Annotated in this window: 13 protein-coding genes; 3 read left to right on the top strand and 10 right to left on the bottom strand. The window is 65.0% G+C overall.

Annotated elements, in window-relative coordinates; translation table 11 throughout:
- Positions 1-231: 231 nt before the first annotated feature.
- The 9 genes from gyrB to LWE61_RS01590 form a co-directional block, all read right to left on the bottom strand.
- Positions 232-2,748, bottom strand: a complete 2,517-nt coding sequence (gyrB, locus tag LWE61_RS01630) for a DNA topoisomerase (ATP-hydrolyzing) subunit B (RefSeq protein ID WP_234148191.1) — start codon at positions 2,746-2,748, stop codon at positions 232-234.
- A 341-nt stretch (positions 2,749-3,089) separates the two neighbouring features.
- Complete coding sequence (ppa, locus tag LWE61_RS01625) at positions 3,090-3,638, bottom strand: inorganic diphosphatase (protein ID WP_234148190.1); 549 nt, start codon at positions 3,636-3,638, stop codon at positions 3,090-3,092.
- Positions 3,639-3,747: 109 nt separating this feature from the next.
- Positions 3,748-5,715 carry a M61 family metallopeptidase gene (locus LWE61_RS01620; protein WP_234148187.1) on the bottom strand — a complete coding sequence of 656 codons (1,968 nt, stop codon included), beginning with the start codon at positions 5,713-5,715 and terminating at the stop codon, positions 3,748-3,750.
- Positions 5,716-5,991: 276 nt separating this feature from the next.
- Positions 5,992-6,669 carry a peptide-methionine (S)-S-oxide reductase MsrA gene (msrA, locus tag LWE61_RS01615; protein ID WP_234148186.1) on the bottom strand — a complete coding sequence of 226 codons (678 nt, stop codon included), beginning with the start codon at positions 6,667-6,669 and terminating at the stop codon, positions 5,992-5,994.
- Positions 6,670-6,967: 298 nt separating this feature from the next.
- A complete protein-coding gene (locus tag LWE61_RS01610; protein WP_234148184.1) occupies positions 6,968-8,170 on the bottom strand; it encodes a pyridoxal phosphate-dependent aminotransferase in 1,203 nt (400 codons plus the stop codon).
- Positions 8,171-8,260: 90 nt separating this feature from the next.
- Positions 8,261-8,902: an aminotransferase class IV gene (locus LWE61_RS01605; protein ID WP_407696175.1), complete on the bottom strand. Its 642-nt coding sequence runs from the start codon at positions 8,900-8,902 to the stop codon at positions 8,261-8,263.
- Complete coding sequence (gene pabB / locus LWE61_RS01600; protein ID WP_234148182.1) at positions 8,899-10,131, bottom strand: aminodeoxychorismate synthase component I; 1,233 nt, start codon at positions 10,129-10,131, stop codon at positions 8,899-8,901. The genes LWE61_RS01605 and pabB overlap by 4 nt, the downstream gene beginning before the upstream one ends.
- Before the next feature lie 28 nt (positions 10,132-10,159).
- Entirely contained in the window at positions 10,160-11,029 is an 870-nt protein-coding gene (locus LWE61_RS01595; protein WP_234148181.1) for an alpha/beta fold hydrolase, read from the bottom strand.
- A gap of 10 nt (positions 11,030-11,039) precedes the next feature.
- The gene (locus LWE61_RS01590; protein ID WP_234148179.1) at positions 11,040-11,996 is read right to left on the bottom strand and encodes a TauD/TfdA dioxygenase family protein; all 957 of its coding nucleotides are present in this window, start codon (positions 11,994-11,996) and stop codon (positions 11,040-11,042) included.
- Between the two features lie 304 nt (positions 11,997-12,300).
- On the opposite strand from LWE61_RS01590, the gene LWE61_RS01585 reads away from it, so the two are divergent.
- The 3 genes from LWE61_RS01585 (at position 12,301) to LWE61_RS01575 (ending at position 16,068) form a co-directional block, all read left to right on the top strand.
- Positions 12,301-13,554: an MFS transporter gene (locus LWE61_RS01585; protein WP_234148177.1), complete on the top strand. Its 1,254-nt coding sequence runs from the start codon at positions 12,301-12,303 to the stop codon at positions 13,552-13,554.
- Positions 13,555-13,733: 179 nt separating this feature from the next.
- A complete protein-coding gene (locus tag LWE61_RS01580) occupies positions 13,734-15,788 on the top strand; it encodes a TonB-dependent receptor plug domain-containing protein (protein ID WP_407696183.1) in 2,055 nt (684 codons plus the stop codon).
- Between the two features lie 88 nt (positions 15,789-15,876).
- On the top strand, positions 15,877-16,068 hold the full coding sequence (locus LWE61_RS01575; protein WP_234148174.1) for a hypothetical protein: 192 nt from the start codon (positions 15,877-15,879) through the stop codon (positions 16,066-16,068).
- Here the strand turns inward: LWE61_RS01575 and LWE61_RS01570 are convergent.
- On the bottom strand, positions 16,018-16,614 hold the full coding sequence (locus tag LWE61_RS01570; RefSeq protein ID WP_234148172.1) for a helix-turn-helix domain-containing protein: 597 nt from the start codon (positions 16,612-16,614) through the stop codon (positions 16,018-16,020). The genes LWE61_RS01575 and LWE61_RS01570 overlap by 51 nt on opposite strands.
- Between the last annotated feature and the right edge of the window lie 56 nt (positions 16,615-16,670).

Raw genomic sequence — 16,670 nt, 5'->3', positions numbered from 1 at the left:
AAAAAATGGGCAAATCCTGTCAATCAGCCTGTTTATTAGGCAGGTCAATCCATAGAGGGAGGCATTTGCGCCGTCGTTGCGGGGATATGGCAAAACATGTCTGGTGCATGTGCCGCAGGTACAACCACAGGCACGCACATGGCGCGCAATCACACACCACGCCCGCTCCGCAGCGATACCATGCAGATTTCAGGAAGGGCCAGCCGCGCCCTTTCGGTGCGCGAACTTCCGTCAGACGTCCAAGTTGGCGACGTTCAGCGCATTATCCTGGATGAATTCGCGGCGCGGTTCCACCACATCACCCATCAGGCGGGTGAAAATCTCGTCGGCGACATCCGCCTGATCAATTTCCACGCGCAGCATCGAGCGGTTGTTGGGGTCCAGCGTGGTTTCCCACAGCTGGTCCGCATTCATCTCGCCCAGGCCTTTGTAACGCTGGATGGACAAGCCTTTACGCCCTGCGGCCAGCACGGCATCCAGCAATTCGCTCGGACGGCTAACGTGCGTGCCCTTGGCCGCGGCGCTGCTGGGCGCGATCTCTTCCTCCTCGGCGCCAGCCTCGATGGCGGCGGCATCGGCTTGCTCCTGCGCCTTGGCCGCGCCCCGACTGCTGATCAGGCGGCTGGTGGTCGCATAGGCATCGACCTGTTCCTGCGCGAGACTGTGCAGCTTGCGCGCCTCGGCGGACTGGAGGAAGCCGGCCTCAATCATATGATGGTCGGTCACGCCGCGCAGCAGCTTCTGCACGTCATAGCCGCCCTCCGACGACACGCTCGCCGTCCAGGTGCCTTCCGGATCGGCAGCGGACAGCCAGCGCACCGACGCATTCAGCGCGGCCTCGCGGCCACTGCGCTCCATCTCCGGGTCGAGTGCGCCGGACAGGGCCAGCGCCTCCACGATGGCCGGATCATAGCGGCGCGGCACATAGCGCATCAGGCTACGCATGCGACGGGCATGCTCGATCAGGCTGCGCAGATCGTCACCGAACCGCTGCCCCTCGCTCGTCTCCAGCACCAGCGCGTCGATGCCATTGTCGACCAGATATTGGTCGAGCGCCGCATCGTCTTTCAGATACACCTCCGACCGGCCGCGCGCCGCCTTATACAACGGCGGCTGGGCGATGTAGAGATGGCCGTTCTCGATGATCTGCGGCATCTGGCGATAGAAGAAGGTCAGCAGCAGCGTGCGGATATGCGCGCCATCGACGTCTGCGTCGGTCATGATGACGATCTTGTGGTAGCGCAGCTTTTCGAGGTTGAACTCCTCGCGGATGCTGGTGCCCATCGCCTGGATCAGCGTGCCGATTTCCTTCGACGACAGCATCCGGTCGAAGCGAGCACGTTCCACATTCAGGATTTTGCCGCGCAGGGGCAGGATCGCCTGAAAATGGCGGTCGCGGCCCTGCTTGGCGGAACCGCCGGCCGAATCGCCTTCGACCAGGAAGAGTTCACACTTGGATGGATCGCGCTCTTGGCAGTCGGCCAGCTTGCCGGGCAGGGAAGCGATGTCCATCGCGCCCTTGCGCCGGGTCAACTCGCGCGCCTTCTTCGCCGCTTCACGCGCGGCGGCGGCATCAATGACCTTGCTGATGATCGACTTGGCATGACCAGGATTTTCCTCCAGCCATTCGGCCAGCTTGTCCGCCATCAGGCTTTCCAGCGGCTGGCGCACTTCCGACGAGACCAGCTTGTCCTTGGTCTGCGACGAGAATTTCGGATCGGGCAATTTCACCGACACGATGGCGGTCAGGCCCTCGCGCATGTCCTCACCGGTCAGCGCGACCTTTTCCTTCTTCAGGATACCGGACTTGTCGCCATAATTGTTGAGCGTGCGGGTCAGCGCGGCGCGGAACGCGGCAAGGTGCGTGCCGCCGTCCCGCTGCGGGATGTTGTTGGTGAAGCAGAGGACATTTTCATAATAGCTGTCGTTCCACTCCAGCGCCACGTCGATGGTCACATCGTCGCGCGTGCCGGTGATCGCCACCGGCTCCGGCATCAAGGGCTGCTTGTTGCGGTCGAGATATTTGACGAAGGCCGCGATACCGCCTTCATAATATAGCTCGACCGTCTTCTTCTCTTCATGCCGGGCGTCGGTCAGGAAGAGGCGCACGCCACTGTTGAGGAAAGCCAGCTCGCGATAGCGATGCTCCAGCTTGTCGAAGTCGAACTCGGTGATCTTGAACGTCGCCGGGCTGGGCAGGAAGGTCACGCGCGTGCCCTTTTGCCCATTGGACGGGCCGACGACCTTCAGCGGGGCGACGGCGTCGCCATGGGCAAAGCGCATATAATGTTCTTCGCCATCGCGCCAGATGGTCAGGTCCAGGAACTCCGACAACGCGTTGACCACCGACACGCCGACGCCGTGCAGGCCGCCCGACACCTTATAGGCGTTGTCGTCGCTGGTGTTCTCGAACTTGCCGCCCGCATGGAGTTGGGTCATGATGACCTCTGCGGCGGACACGCCCTCTTCCTTGTGGATGCCGGTCGGGATGCCGCGCCCATTGTCCGTCACGGAAACCGAACCGTCCGGGTTCAGCGCAATGTCGATGCGGTCGCAATGCCCCGCCAGCGCCTCGTCGATCGCATTGTCGCTGACCTCGAACACCATATGATGGAGGCCGGAGCCATCATCCGTGTCGCCGATATACATGCCCGGCCGTTTGCGGACTGCGTCGAGGCCCTTGAGCACCTTGATGCTGTCGGCGCCATAGTCATTCTGGTTCGGGGTGTTTGCGGGTTCTTCTGCCATGCCGAGTCTATAAGCAGTTGGGGGGCACGGGGGAAGGAAAAAGGGGCCAGGGAAATGCCCCGAAAGGCCGGACCTGTGGATGCTCCTGAGAGCCGGACCGGGAGACGGTACCACCGGGAATTCTGGCGGTATCGTGGAAGCCCAAATCCCGTTCGACCTGAGACGCGGAACGGCTGCACGCCCCGTCCACTCACCATGTCCGAAGGCCAAAACTGTCTTTCGGCAAGCTCAAGACAAACGAGTTTCCATGCCCGAAACAGGCGGCCGCTGCTCTTCCCCCAACGAAAAGGGCGGCGGCGCGAAACTCCGCGCCACCGCCCCTATCCGTCAAGCCAAAAGGATCAGGCGCCCTTGGCCTTCTTGTCTTCCTCATAGCGGTCGATCGCTTCGATCAGCAAGCGCTTGGCTTCGGCGGCGTCGCCCCAGATGCCGACGCGAACCCACTTGTCCTTCTCCAGATCCTTATAGTGGGTGAAGAAATGCTCGATCTGCGCGAACACGATGTCGGGAAGGTCGTCCTTTTCCTTCACGTCCGAATAATAGGGGAAGGTCTTGTCGTCGGGGACGCACACCAGTTTCTCGTCACCGCCATGCTCGTCTTCCAGGTTCAGTACGGCGATGGGGCGGGCGCGCACGACGCAGCCGGGGACGAAGGGCGAACGGGCGACGACCAGTGCGTCGATCGGATCGCCATCGGGCGACAGCGTGTGCGGCACAAAGCCATAGTTGGCGGGGTAGCGCATCGGCGTGTGCAGGATGCGGTCCACGAACAGCGCGCCCGATGCCTTGTCGAATTCATATTTCACCGGTTCGCCGCCGGTCGGCACTTCGATGATGACGTTGAGGCTTTCGGGCACATTGCTGCCCACCGGGATCATGTCGATACGCATCTGTCTTCTTCGCCTGTTCGTTTTGCGGGGATCGCCCGCGCGGGATGTCCGCGCGCGGTAATGCCCGCAAGGGGTTGCAATTATGTTGCTCTCGCTTTGGACCCGGTTTTCAGAGACGAGGCTTGAGCAGCCTGTCGAGACTGCCGTCACCCTCCCCGGTCTTTTGCAGGCGCGGATAGCGAATGCCGCCGGAATAATCGAGAGCAATTGTACGCACGGCCTTGCCCTGCCTGACAATCACCTCGGTTCGCCGTCCGTTGCCGCCCTCCGCGCCATTGCGCAGCGCGTCGAGGAAGCGGGCCCGACTATATTCGGTCGCGTTCACCGCCACGACCCGGTCGCCGACGCGCAGGCCCGCGCGAAAGGCGGCGCTGTCCCAGATAACCGCCGATACAAAGCCATCATCCTTGACGGTCAGGCCGACGCCATAACTCTGGTCGATCAGCTTGCTGTCCGCTTCCCGTTCGCGCACCGCGGCACCCGGCGTGTCGCGATAGACCAGCCGATAGCCACCCAGTTCCAGCCCCGCCTTGGGCAGTTCCGGCTGCACGCTGTCTACCCGCCGGGTCAGGAAACCCTCCCAGTCATAGGGCATCACCTGCCCCAGCGCGGCGACGATGTCGGCTCGTCCATAAGTGGACAGCGTCCAGTCACCATCACGCGCAGCAAAGAAAGCATGGGCGAAATCGTCCAGCCCGCGCTTGCCGCCGGTGCCCTGCCGCAGCAGCGCATCAACCTCCAGCCACAGCATCAGCCCCTCATTGTAATAATCCTCGCTGCGCTGCCAGTCGGTCCACGCCTTGGGCCGGCGCGCGGCGATGATCGGGTCCATGACCGTGTCGGCCAGCGGTCGCCATTGCCGCCCCTGCGCAATGTCCAACTTGGCCGCGATGGTGGCGAGAGCGTCGAGCGTCTGGTCCTTGCTGTACATTCCCGACCGCGCGCCGAGCACATAGCCCCAGAATTGGGTCTGCCCCTCATAGACCCATAGCAGTTCACCCCGCATCGGCGTGGCATAGTCGGGCGTGGCGAGGCCGACGGGGCGGCGATATTTGCCGTTCCAGCTATGCACCAGTTCGTGCGGCAACAGGTTGCGGTCACCTGGACCATTCTCCCAGCGGCTGAAATAGCCAGTGCCGACCGCGTTCTCGCTGGACCGATGATGCTCCAGCCCGATCCGCCCCATCTCGTCGCTGATCGCCAGCAGGAAATCATAATGGTCGAACGGCCGCGCACCGAACAGGGCAACGGTTTCCGCGACCAGCCTGCGGTGACGGGCCACCTGGTCGGGCGTTGCGACCAGTTCCGCCGCGCTATCGGCGACAATGTTCAGCCGGACACCCTGACCCAGATCATGGGACATGGCAAAGCGGCCCGCGAACACCGGCGAATCGATCAGCGTCTCATAGTCGGTCGTGGCATAACTGGTCGTGGAATCGCTGCGTGTGCCGCGCAGGGCTGTCGCGTCCGTCCAGCCAGCGGGCATGGTGATGCGTGCCTGCACCGGAATCTGCCGCGCCGCATAGCCTGCGGGATAGAGAGACAGATTATCCCATTGCAGGTTCATCACCGCGCTGCCGATCTTGATGCGGCCCTGATCGCGGTCAGTCGCCGCGACATATTGGAAGTCCGCGACGACGGCCTTCGCACCCGCCGGGACGGTCAGGTGAAAGGCATGGACATTGAGCGGATCGCGTCGCCAGCCGAGCGTCTGCCCATCGGCGGTGAAGGTCAGGCCGGCCAGCTTCTCTATCTCGCCACGCGGGGCATGATGGCCGGGCAACCATTGCGGCGCGAGCAGGATCAGCGGCCCGGATCGCGCAACGGTGATGGTCTGGCGCACCCGGACGATACGGCGGATGATATCGCTCGCATCCACCTCGATCCGCATCGGACCGCCCGGCCAGGGACTATCCTTCGCGACCGGGATGGGCGGCAGGTCCGGGGTATTGCCGCCAGCCTGCATCGGAGGAGAAGACTGCGGCAAAGGGGACTGCGCCAACACAGGCTGCACCAGCGCGGAGTGGGCGAATGCCAAAGCCAGCAGCGGCGGAGCGATCCGCCATCCTCTCACCATTTTATTCTTCATATCGGCAACAGAATGGCGCGCCCAACCCGCTTCGTCCAGCATTTTACCACTGATTTTTCGCAGTTTTCCGGGCTTTTCGATGGTGCAATGCGGGAAGAGGAAGAAGAGGATGCCCGCTCTCGATCAAGATCGACAGGCGAGACATCCACTACACCAGATCAGAACGGCGGCAGACGATAGCACCGGGTCGGACCTCTGGCAGGCGCATTCAGAATCGCAACGATCCCAAACAGCCGCCCAGTCCCTCGTCCTGTGTGCGCTTGCTCAGCGTGACGCCCCGGCCTGCCACAAGGCAGGGAACCCCGCCTTCAGCGCTGCGACCTTGGGCGCATCCCATTTCTGGATGTAGAGGTGGCGCGGATTGCGGGCCAGAAAGTCCTGATGATAGCCTTCCGCCGCCTGAAACCCGCGATACGGCTCCACCTTCGTCACGATCGGCCCCGACCAAAGGCCAGACTTGCCAAGTTGCGCGAGATAGGCACGCGCCGCCTTGTCCTGCTCGCCGTTCAGCGGAAACAATGCGCTGCGATATTGGGTGCCATGATCCGGCCCCTGATAGTTCAACGTCGTAGGGTCGGTGATGACTGAGAAGAAGACCCGCATCAACGTGCCATAGGAGACGATCTTCGGATCATAGGTGACGCGCACGGCCTCGGCATAGCCGGTATTGCCTGTGCTGACCTGCTCATAGCTGACCGCAGGCCGATTCGGCCCCGCATAACCCGAAGTGACGGACGTCACGCCCTTCACATGGCTGAACACGCCCTCCACGCCCCAAAAGCATCCACCTGCGAATACCGCTGTCTCCACCTTGGCGGAGGATGCGGCGTCGATGCGCGGGGCGGGAGCGTTGACCGTCATTTCCGCCGCAACCCCGCAGGCAGGGGCGAGGGCCAGCAGCAACCCAGCCGCAACAGCCTTTAAGGGGCCGCCGATGGTCATGCGATACCGTTGAACATATCGAACGCGCCGCTGACCACCAGCAGGCATCCAATGCCGAAACCGCCAAGAAAGCGGAGCATCACATCGCTTGTCAGGACATGCATCATCATCGTCTCGCTTCGCCATGGGCGGGGGTGGCCGCCGTGTCATCCGTATAGCCGGGCATATCTGAACGGAAATTGATCCCGGCCGCCGGACAGGTTGCATAACGCAACCGGGTCGAGACGAAATGGTGCGGGCGCGGGAGAAAACAAGATGTCCTCTTCCGCGCCCGCATGATTTTAATCTTGTGGAGGCGTCAGCTCAGCGCGGCGCAGGCTTCCTGGATGCGCGTGCAAGCGACCTTCAAAATTTCCTCCGACGTCGCATAGCTGATGCGGAAAGCCGGGGCGAGGCCGAAGGCGCCGCCATGCACCGCCGCGACCTGGTGCTGGTCGAGGAAATAGTTGATCAGTTCCTCGTCCGTGCCGATCACCTGACCCGACGGCGTCTTCTTGCCGATAACGCCGCTGGCGTCGGGATAGACGTAGAAGGCGCCCTCCGGCACGGGGCAGGACAGGCCCGGCGCATCGTTCAGCATGGCGACGACCAGATCGCGGCGCTTCTTGAATGCGGCGTTGCGGTCGTCGAGGAAGCTCTGGTCACCGTTCAGCGCCGCGACCGCCGCCGCCTGACTGATCGACGAGGGGTTGGACGTGGACTGCGACTGCAACTTGGCCATCGCCTTGATGATCCACTGCGGCCCGCCCGCATAGCCAATGCGCCAGCCGGTCATGCTATACGCCTTGGAACAGCCGTTAACGGTCAACGTGCGGTCGTACAGGTTCGGCGACACCTGCGCGATGGTCGCGAAGGGGGTCGGCGCGTACCAGACATGCTCATACATGTCGTCGGTCATGACCAGCACATGCGGGTGACGCTCCAGCACGTCGCCCAGCGCCTTCAGTTCGGACGCGCTATAGGCCGCGCCCGACGGGTTGGACGGCGAGTTGAGCAAGACCCAGCGGGTGCGCGGCGTGATCGCGGCTTCCAGCTGCTCGGCGGTGATCTTGTAGCCCTGCGCCGCCGGCCCCTGAATGAACACCGGCGTGCCGCCCGCAAAGTTCACGATGTCAGGATAGCTGACCCAGTAAGGCGCGGGGATGATGACCTCGTCGCCCACGTCCACTGTCGCGACCAGCGCGTTGAACAGCGTGTGCTTGCCGCCCGCGTTCACGCTGATCTCCGACGTCTCGTAGGAGAGTTCGTTGTCGCGCTTGAACTTGGCGACGATGGCCGCCTTCAGTTCGGCGGTGCCGTCGACGTCGGTATATTTGGTCTGCCCTGCGCGAATCGCGGCAATGGCGGCATCCTTGACGAAATCGGGCGTGTCGAAATCCGGCTCACCTGCGGACAGGCCAATAACGTCGATCCCCTGACGCTTCAGGGCGTTGACCCGGCCGGTCATGGCGAGGGTGGCGCTGGGCTGGATGCGGCCAAGGGCGGCGGACGTGCGAGACATGGGAGCTGCCTTTCAGATCGTTAGGCGAAGGTGCGGAATGTGCGCCGGTCCCGGAAGGTCGTCCCCCGAAATGCCCGCGCGCGGCGTCCTTTAACCGTGATCGCCGCGCCGGGCAACCAGCGTTGCCGCGACAAGTCCCCGCGCAGCATTGCCGATGAAAAAATTACCCTTGATGTCGGACACGCGAATATCGCCCTCCACCGCCTCACCAATCTCGATCAGGTGCTGGCGCAACACGCCGGGCAACAGGCCGCGCGATAGCGGCGGCGTGACCAGCCGCTCGTCCCGCTCCAGAAAGACGGAGGTGAAGCTGCCTTCGGTCAGATAGCCGTCCGGGTCGGTCATCAGCACTTCGAACGTGCCGCCCGCTGCACGCGCCGCGTCATAGGGACTGCGGTCGGTGGTCTTGTGGTAGAGGCGGATGTCGTCGACGGGCACCGGGCGGGGCACCACCGCGACCGGGATCACCGCATTCGGCCAGGCGAGGCTGGATCGCACCTCCACCGCCAGCGCGCCACCGCGCGACAGCATCATCCGCACCCGGCTCGGCTCCGTCACGCGGAATGTCGCGGCCTGCAATTCATTACGCAGCCGATGCCGGTCGAACCGGAAGCCCAGCAGTTCGGCGCTAGCCTGCATGCGCGCGATATGCCGTTCGAGATGCGTGATCCCCTCGTGCGGATCGAGGGCCATCGTCTCGAACAGGTCAAACCGGGCCTGGCCTTCGGTCAATCCTCAATCCCCTGCGTTGCGCGCCCGTCCGGCGCCCGTTCCAGAAAGCGCGCCTTGTCGAGACATTCGGTCCACTCGTTCATGGGCAGGGAGTCGGCGACGATGCCGGACCCCAGTCCCATGGCGGCCCCCATGCCGGTGGCCTGCGCGTCCTTCTCCAACGAAATGGTGCGGATCGCAACATTGAAGCGGGCATCGCCGTCGGGGGAGAGGCTGCCGATCGCGCCGGTGTAGATTCCGCGTACCCTTTGCTCCACCTCGGCAATTACCTGCATCGCCCGGATCTTGGGCGCGCCGGTCACGGAACCGCAGGGGAACAGCGCGGCCAGCGTGTCGATGGCGTCCACTCCCTCGCACAACCGCCCGATGACGCGCGACGTCATCTGGTGGACCGTGGGATAGGATTCGACGGTGAACAGGTCGGGCACCGTAACGCTGCCCGCCGCGCAGACCCGCGAAAGGTCATTGCGGATCAAATCGACGATCATCAGATTTTCCGCCCGCTGCTTGGGATCAGCGCGCAGTTCTGCGGCCAGCGCGGCGTCGGTGGCGGGATCGACATGGCGGGGCGCAGTGCCCTTCATCGGCAATGTCTCGACCAATCCGTTGGTGACGCTGAAGAAATTCTCCGGCGAAAAGCACAGGATATGCCGCCAGTCCTGCCGGATCAGCGCACCATGCCCCATGGCCGCGCGCGGGCGGATCGCGGCATAGGCGGCAAGCGGATCGCCCGGCAGGCCGACCGAGGCCGCAAAGGTCAGGTTCGCCTGATAAATGTCACCCGCGCGGATATAATCCAGCACCCGCCCCACCGCCGCCCGATAGGACTCCGCGTCGATGACGGGACAGGCCGTACCATGGCCGGACAACGCCGGGGACGGCAGCAATCCCGGCACCGTATCGGCGGACAGCATCTCGCACCGTTCGAACAGGCCAAACCACAGGAGCGGGGCTACGCTCTCTGGCACAGCCTGTGCCAATGGCGTCAGGGCAGGCTCCAGCCCATGCCCCGCCTCATAATGGAGATAGCCCGCAGCATGCAGGCCCCGCGAAGTTGCGGCGCGCAACTGTTTGAGGGCGGCGGGCACCGCGTCCGGTCGCCACGCCGCCACTTCGCCCACCGGATCGCGATAGAGGCGCGCAACCGCCCCCGCGACAGGTCGTGCATCGTCCAGCAGGACGAAGGGTTCGGGGGATGGGGGCAGGGCAACCGGCACGGTCGCCGTCATAGGGACGGTGTGCGGTCCTGCCAAATGGTTACGCCCGGCCCCCGTCCAGAAACGCCACAATCTGCGGGGCCAGCAGCGGCCAGCGTTCGAATCGCCCGCGTCCTGGCGCGTTGGGGATCAGGCTGGCATTGTTCCATTCCTGATCCGGCCATGGCGGTTCGACCAGATGGGCGTGCGGGATGGATTGCTGCACCCATTCGCTGGTTCGCCGGGTGTGGCTCATGTCGCTCGCGCCGCTGCGAAAGACATGGACGGGCATGGTCAGCCGGGCAAAGTCCGTCGCAGCCATGCCGGGCACGGGCGAGCTTTCCGAATAGGCGTAGGCGGCGGCCCACCGCTGCATCCGGGCGATGAACGCTTCCGGTTCCTGCGCCATAATGATGTCCCGGTTGCGCGGATTGCGGGCGATCTGCTCCGCCCATCCGGGCAGCTTCGCGACCGCCTCCATCCCTCCCCGCGCGGCGGCGATGGCGTTGTCGCCGCAATAATAGGCGGCCAGTTGCGCCAGACTGATCGGCCCGCCGCTGATCCACCAAAGGATGAGGTGGGAAACATGCTCCGGCACCTGCGCAGCCGCCAGCAGCGAGATGCGCGACCCCGCTGACCCGCCCAGCATCGCCACCGGCCCCGTGCCCAGCGCACGCAGCAGTTTCACCAGCACATCGACATGCTGCGCCGATTCGCTGTCTCCCGCAAAGCTGATGTCCGAATCGCCACATCCGGGTCGATCCCACAGCAACACCCGCCGCCCGGACGCCGCAATCGTCTCCGCCAGTTGTGGCATGCCCGGCGTGTCGCGTGGGTAACGCCCGCCCGGCGTGATGACGACCGGGGGCGCTCCCTCCTCCCCGACCCATTGATAACCGATGCCGATGCCGTCTATGTCGATCTGCGCCAAATCCCGCTCCTCAGACCGTCATTTCCAATATCCGGCCGCCGGTGCCGCCATCCTCGAACCGGCCCAGCCCATAGTCGCCCCTGATCGTGGTGCGCTGCATGCGGCGGCCATGTTCGGGCGCCATGCCGGTGACGCTGTGCAACATCCGCCAATTATCCCAGATCAGCATGTCGGTCAGGTTCCATTGGTGGAAATAGGCGCGCGCCTTCGCCCCAATCTCCCGGCAGACCGCCTCCAGCAGCGCGTCGCCCTCTGCCGTCTCCTCCCCCTTGATCCCCGCCGCCATCCAGGGGGAGACGTGCAGCACCTTCTCCCCCGTCGCCCGCGTCCATATGGCGGGGTGGAGCGCGCGGGGATGTTGACGGGCGGCCTCTTCCACCGCTTCCGCGCCCGGCTTGGGGGTGATCTCGACCAGCCCTTCCGGCTTGCCGAACCGCATGTTCCGGTAATTGAGGTTCATCGTATAGAGGATGTCGCGCCCCTCGATCCGGTCGCGCAGGTCGGGCGAGAGCGACCGATACAGGTCGATGCCATCCGCAAAGCCGGTCAATCCGCCTTCCGGCGCGACCTCGATCGCGCGCAGCACGCCCGCCCGGTTCAGTTCATCATTGTAGCAATGGTCGAAATGCCAAGGCAGCCACATGGACAACCGCTGACCGTTGATCTCCACCACACCGCCCTCGCCGGGGACATGGCGCATGTCGATCACGCCCGGCATGCCCTCACCCTCCACCCGCGTCACGGCGGGGTTGGGATGCTCCTTAAGCGGACCGAAGACATTGCTGATCGCCACATGCATGTGGCTGCTCGGCTCCACATCCGCAAAGACGATCAGCCCCTTCTCCTCGAACAGGGCGTTGATGCGCGCGCGCACCCCTTCCTGTTCCAGCAAGGGCAGGGTCAGCCCCGCGATCCGCACGCCAAAGGGCAGATCATCCTGCAAGGGTGTGACGCTCAGGCCGCTCATACATCCTCCTCGTCCCGGCCTGCTCCTGTTGCCGGTGATTTTCAGTCTCTAGTTCATCATCCCGCCCCGCTCCCCGTCAATGCGAAAGCGTGCGGAACAACGCGTCGACTCCCGCCGGCCATGCCCATCCTGGCAAGCGGGCGCGTCCCTGACGGCAAGGCGGGCGGCCGGTCATTCACCGCACCGGCGATCCCCTTCCCCTTGCATGGCCCGTTCGACCGCATATGGTGGCCGCGCCGGGCCTGCCCCGCATGGACAAGAGGCGGACCCGCACGCGGACGTCCCCCGACCGGGAGAGTATGGTTTGACACGCTATGGCAAGGAATTTCGCGTCAACTGGCGCGCGCTGGCGGGCGCCACGCTCGGCCTTGGCTCCGGCCTGTCGATCAACGGCTATGCCCACAGCATCATGGCCCCCTATCTCCTCGCCGAATTCGGCTGGACCAAGGCGCAGCTCGCGCTGATCGGCAGCATCTATATCCTTGGCATGATCTCCATCCCGCTCGCCGGACGGGTCGCGGACGTGATCGGCGCGCGCAAGGCGATCCTGTTCGGCCTGATCTTCTATCCGCTGAGCTGGGTGGGGATGAGCATGCTGACCGGCGACATCCGCCTCTATTATGCGATCAACATCCTGCAATTACTGCTCTGCGCGACGACGACCACCACCGTTTATTGCCGGGTGGTGGCGGAACGCTTCACCGCTGCGCGCGGCATCGCGCTGGGCATCATGGCCTGTGGTCCGGCGATTGCGGGCGCGGTCGGCGCACCGATCTTCGCCCAATATGTCGCCGCCCATGGCTGGCGCACCGGTGCGGTGGCGTTCGGTATCTTCTGCGCGCTGGCGGGGATCGTCGCGCTGCTGCTCATTCCGCCCTTCCGCGCCGCGCCGGCGGGCACCACGCCCCGGCGCAACGCCGCAAAGGACTATCCCGCGATCCTGCGCAACCCGGTGTTCTGGATCATCTTCTCCAGCGCCTTCCTGTGCTGCATCCCCTATGCTCTGGCGCAATCGCAACTCAACGTGATGCTGCTGGACAAGAAACTCTCACCCACCGCGGCGGGCCTCATCATCTCCACCTTCGCCATCGGCATGATGATAGGACGCTTCGGCCTCGGTGCGGCGCTCGACCGTTTCCCGACCCATTGGGTGGCCTTCACCGGCATGGCCATATCGGGGATCGGCCTGTTCATCCTCGCCTCGCCCGTCACCCATGTTGCGGTCCTGATCCTGGCGGTGGGCATGTTCGGCATCTCCTTCGGCGCGGAGTCGGACATCATGGCCTATGCAGTCGTCCGCTATTTTGGGATGGACAATTACAGCACGGTGCTGGGCCTGCTCATCGCCGCGTCGGGCGGCGCGATGACGGTGGGCGCGATCCTGCTCAGCATCATATTGGAACGGACCGACAGCTACAGCCCGTTCATGGTGATGGCGGGCGTGGCGGTGCTGGTGGGGGCGGCGAACCTGTTGCGCCTGCGCACCGTCCCCGTGCTGGAGGAAAAGCCGGACCCTGCCCCCGCCCTCCCCGGCAAACCGCAACCGGCCAGTATCTGACCCGCCGCGCCGATACGCGGCAGGCGCGGATGCCTCCGGGCGACCCGTCCTTGAGATACAGGGCGCAGCCAGCGCGTTGACAGCAACGCCGAACAGCCGATAGGCCGCGCGCAATGTATATATTCCTGCCCCTGTCGCCCCCGGCCTTCCTGCGCGCGCGCCGCCTGACATCCGTCGCGATGCTGGCCGTCCTTCTCACCCACCCGGCCATCGCCAGGGCGAGCGCCGGGGACGCGGCAGTGACCGGAACGGCAGACACCGCCACACCCTATGACGGCACGCCGATCATCGTGCTGGGCGGCACGCTCGACCTGCCGCCGGGCGCGCCCGCCTATGGCGAGACGGTGATCGACGCCGCCCGCCTGCGCGCCGACGCATCGGGCCGGGTGGAGGATGTGCTGCGCGATGTCGCAGGCTTCTCCCAGTTCCGCCGGTCGGACAGCCGCTCCGCCAATCCCTCGGCGCAGGGCGCGAACCTGCGCGCGCTGGGCGGCAATGCGGCCAGCCGGACGCTGCTGCTGCTCGACGGCGTGCCGATGGCCGATCCCTTCTTCGGCTATATCCCCTACAGCGCCATCGTGCCCGACCGGCTCTCCGCCATCCGGGTCACGCGCGGCGGCGGCGGCGGGGCCTTTGGCGCGGGCGCAGTGGCGGGGACCATCGCCATGGTCAGCGCCACCCGCGCGGACCTGCCCCTCGCGTCCGCCTCTGCGCTCTACGGCAGCCGGGACGCGACCGAACTCTCCGCCACCCTTTCGCCCGACGTGGGACGCGGTTTCCTCTCCCTCTCCGGCCGCTATGATCGGGGCGACGGCTTCGACACCACCCCCGCCAGCCAGCGCGTCGCCGCGACCGCCCCCGCCCGGTACGAGGGGTGGAGCACCGCCCTGCGCGCCGTCGCCCCGGTCGGTGAAACGGCGGAGGTACAGGCCCGCTTCCTCGCCTATCGCGACGACCGCACCCTGCGCTTTCAGGGCGCGGACAGTCATGCGGAGGGGCAGGACGCCAGCATCCGCCTGATCGCACGCGGTAACTGGCAGGTGGACGCGCTTGCCTATGTACAGGCGCGCAATTTCTCCAACATTGTCATCAGCAGCACCAGTTTCCGCAAAACGCTCGACCAGCGCGACACACCCGCGCTGGGGCTGGGCGGCAAAGTCGAGCTGCGCCCGCCGGTGGGTACGGACCATCTGCTGCGCTTCGGCGTCGACGCCCGCCACGCGGGTGGCATGATGCGCGAGGAAGCCTATGACGCCAACAACGCCGCCAATCCGCTCACCCAGCGCCGTCTGGCGCGCGGGCGGCAACTGACGGCGGGCGCCTTTGTCGAGGATGACTGGACCCCCGGCACGCTGGGCGGCGCCCTCGTCCTGACCGGCGGGGCGCGCATCGACCGCTGGACGATCCGGGACGCACGGGTCGAGCGGCGCGATCCCGTGGGAGCCGTGCTCGCCGCCACGACCTACCCCAACCGATCCGGCTGGGAGGCAAGCGGGCGCGTTGGCGCGCTGTGGATCGCCAGTCCCGCCCTGTCGCTGCGCGCCGCCGCCTATACCGGCTTTCGCCTGCCGACCCTCAATGAACTGTATCGCGGCTTCACCGTCTTTCCCATCACCACCAACGCCAATGCCGCCCTGGTGCCGGAACGGCTGCGCGGCGCGGAGATCGGCCTCGACCTCACCCCCGCACCCGGCGTCGCGCTGGGCCTGACCGCTTTCGACAACCGGCTGGACGACGCCATCGCCAATGTCAGCCTCTCCGCCACCGTGCGCGAACGGCGCAACGTGCGCGCCATCGCCGCGCAGGGCCTGGAACTCACCGCCTCCGCCACGCTGGGTCACATCGCCCTGTCCGGCTCCTACACCTACAGCTATTCGAAGGTACGGGCGCCGGGCACGCCGCTCGACGGTCGCGATCCCGCGCAAAGCCCCCGCCACGCCGGCTCCGCCACCCTCGCCTGGACACCACGGGAAGGCGCGCGCATCGCCGGCACCCTCCGCCACAGCGGCGCGCAATATGAGGATGACCTGAGCGTCGACCATATGCCTGCCGCATTGACCGTCGACGCCTTTGCGCGCCTGCCGCTCGGCCGCGGCGTCGCGCTGGTCGGCCGGGCGGAGAATATCTTCGACGAGGCCATCTACACCCGCCGGGTCAGCAGCCCTTCCCTCTCGGAGGATCTGGGCACGCCGCGCACCCTCTGGATCGGTGTGGAACTGGCGCTGGGTCGCTGATTTTTCCGTCTGGCGGACAAAGTTTACAAGCTCGTGCAATCGCAATACGCTACCGGAACGTTTCCCGTTTATATGCGCTTTGATAAATATGGCACGAATAGCGAAAAGCGAACTGGAAACCAGCGCGGATTGCCTGCTTCATTTGCAGGATGTGCTGGCGTGTCTGGACCGGATATTGCCGGATAGCGATCCCGAACTGGCGAACCGGATCGGCCTGGCCGCCGCGCATCTACAACTGGTTATCGACATTCTGGATAGCGCGGAGACGCCCAAGCCCTAACCGCCGGTCGCTCTCCGCCGCCATGTCCAGCGCCCGTTCGACCTGGCGCAACCCCTCGTCAGTAAAGATCACGAAGGACCGTCGTCGATCGCGCTTGTCGGGTGCGCGCAGGATGAGGTTCCGCTGTTCCATTATGGCCAGCCAGCGCAAGGCGGTCGTCGCCGGAGATTGGGATGCAAGGCACAGGTCCGTCACCGCCACCGGGACATGGCGGCAAGGGTTGACATAGAGGTCGAGGATCATGTTCCACACGGGATCGGCAAACAGGTCGGCCCCCAGCGCCTTATCCCGCGCATTACGCGCGAAAATCCATGCCATAGCGACACTCATCCGGTCGGGCGTATGGAACGCGCCATCGCGGTTACCCCTCGCGGATTTGCCATAACCCACATCGCTGTCCGCGCTGTCTTCGACCGTCGCAACGGATGGATCCACCAGCTTGAGACCCAGGGAAGCGGCCAGCCGAACCACCTGCCTGCGCAGCGTTTCTATTTCGGAGAGATCGCTCTGGGCTGCGAGTGTTGTCTCTTGGGAAGAAGAGGGCATGCACTCACACCTTGATGAGAGGGTGTCCGATCTTTGACAAGCTAATCGGAAACAAA

It is taken from the genome of Sphingobium sufflavum, assembly GCF_021403115.1.
In the GTDB taxonomy this organism is placed as follows: domain Bacteria; phylum Pseudomonadota; class Alphaproteobacteria; order Sphingomonadales; family Sphingomonadaceae; genus Sphingobium; species Sphingobium sufflavum.
The sequence above is the reverse complement of the archived record's forward strand: the minus strand, read 5'-3'. Positions and strand labels throughout refer to the sequence as shown.

Coding starts and splice junctions, on each gene's coding strand:
- gyrB (WP_234148191.1), bottom strand. CDS start 2,748: ATGGCAGAAGAACCCGCAAACACCCCGAACCAGAATGACTATGGCGCC.
- ppa (WP_234148190.1), bottom strand. CDS start 3,638: ATGCGTATCGACATGATCCCGGTGGGCAGCAATGTGCCCGAAAGCCTC.
- LWE61_RS01620 (WP_234148187.1), bottom strand. CDS start 5,715: ATGGTGAGAGGATGGCGGATCGCTCCGCCGCTGCTGGCTTTGGCATTC.
- msrA (WP_234148186.1), bottom strand. CDS start 6,669: ATGACCATCGGCGGCCCCTTAAAGGCTGTTGCGGCTGGGTTGCTGCTG.
- LWE61_RS01610 (WP_234148184.1), bottom strand. CDS start 8,170: ATGTCTCGCACGTCCGCCGCCCTTGGCCGCATCCAGCCCAGCGCCACC.
- pabB (WP_234148182.1), bottom strand. CDS start 10,131: ATGACGGCGACCGTGCCGGTTGCCCTGCCCCCATCCCCCGAACCCTTC.
- LWE61_RS01590 (WP_234148179.1), bottom strand. CDS start 11,996: ATGAGCGGCCTGAGCGTCACACCCTTGCAGGATGATCTGCCCTTTGGC.
- LWE61_RS01580 (WP_407696183.1), top strand. CDS start 13,734: ATGCTGGCCGTCCTTCTCACCCACCCGGCCATCGCCAGGGCGAGCGCC.
- LWE61_RS01575 (WP_234148174.1), top strand. CDS start 15,877: ATGGCACGAATAGCGAAAAGCGAACTGGAAACCAGCGCGGATTGCCTG.
- LWE61_RS01570 (WP_234148172.1), bottom strand. CDS start 16,614: ATGCCCTCTTCTTCCCAAGAGACAACACTCGCAGCCCAGAGCGATCTC.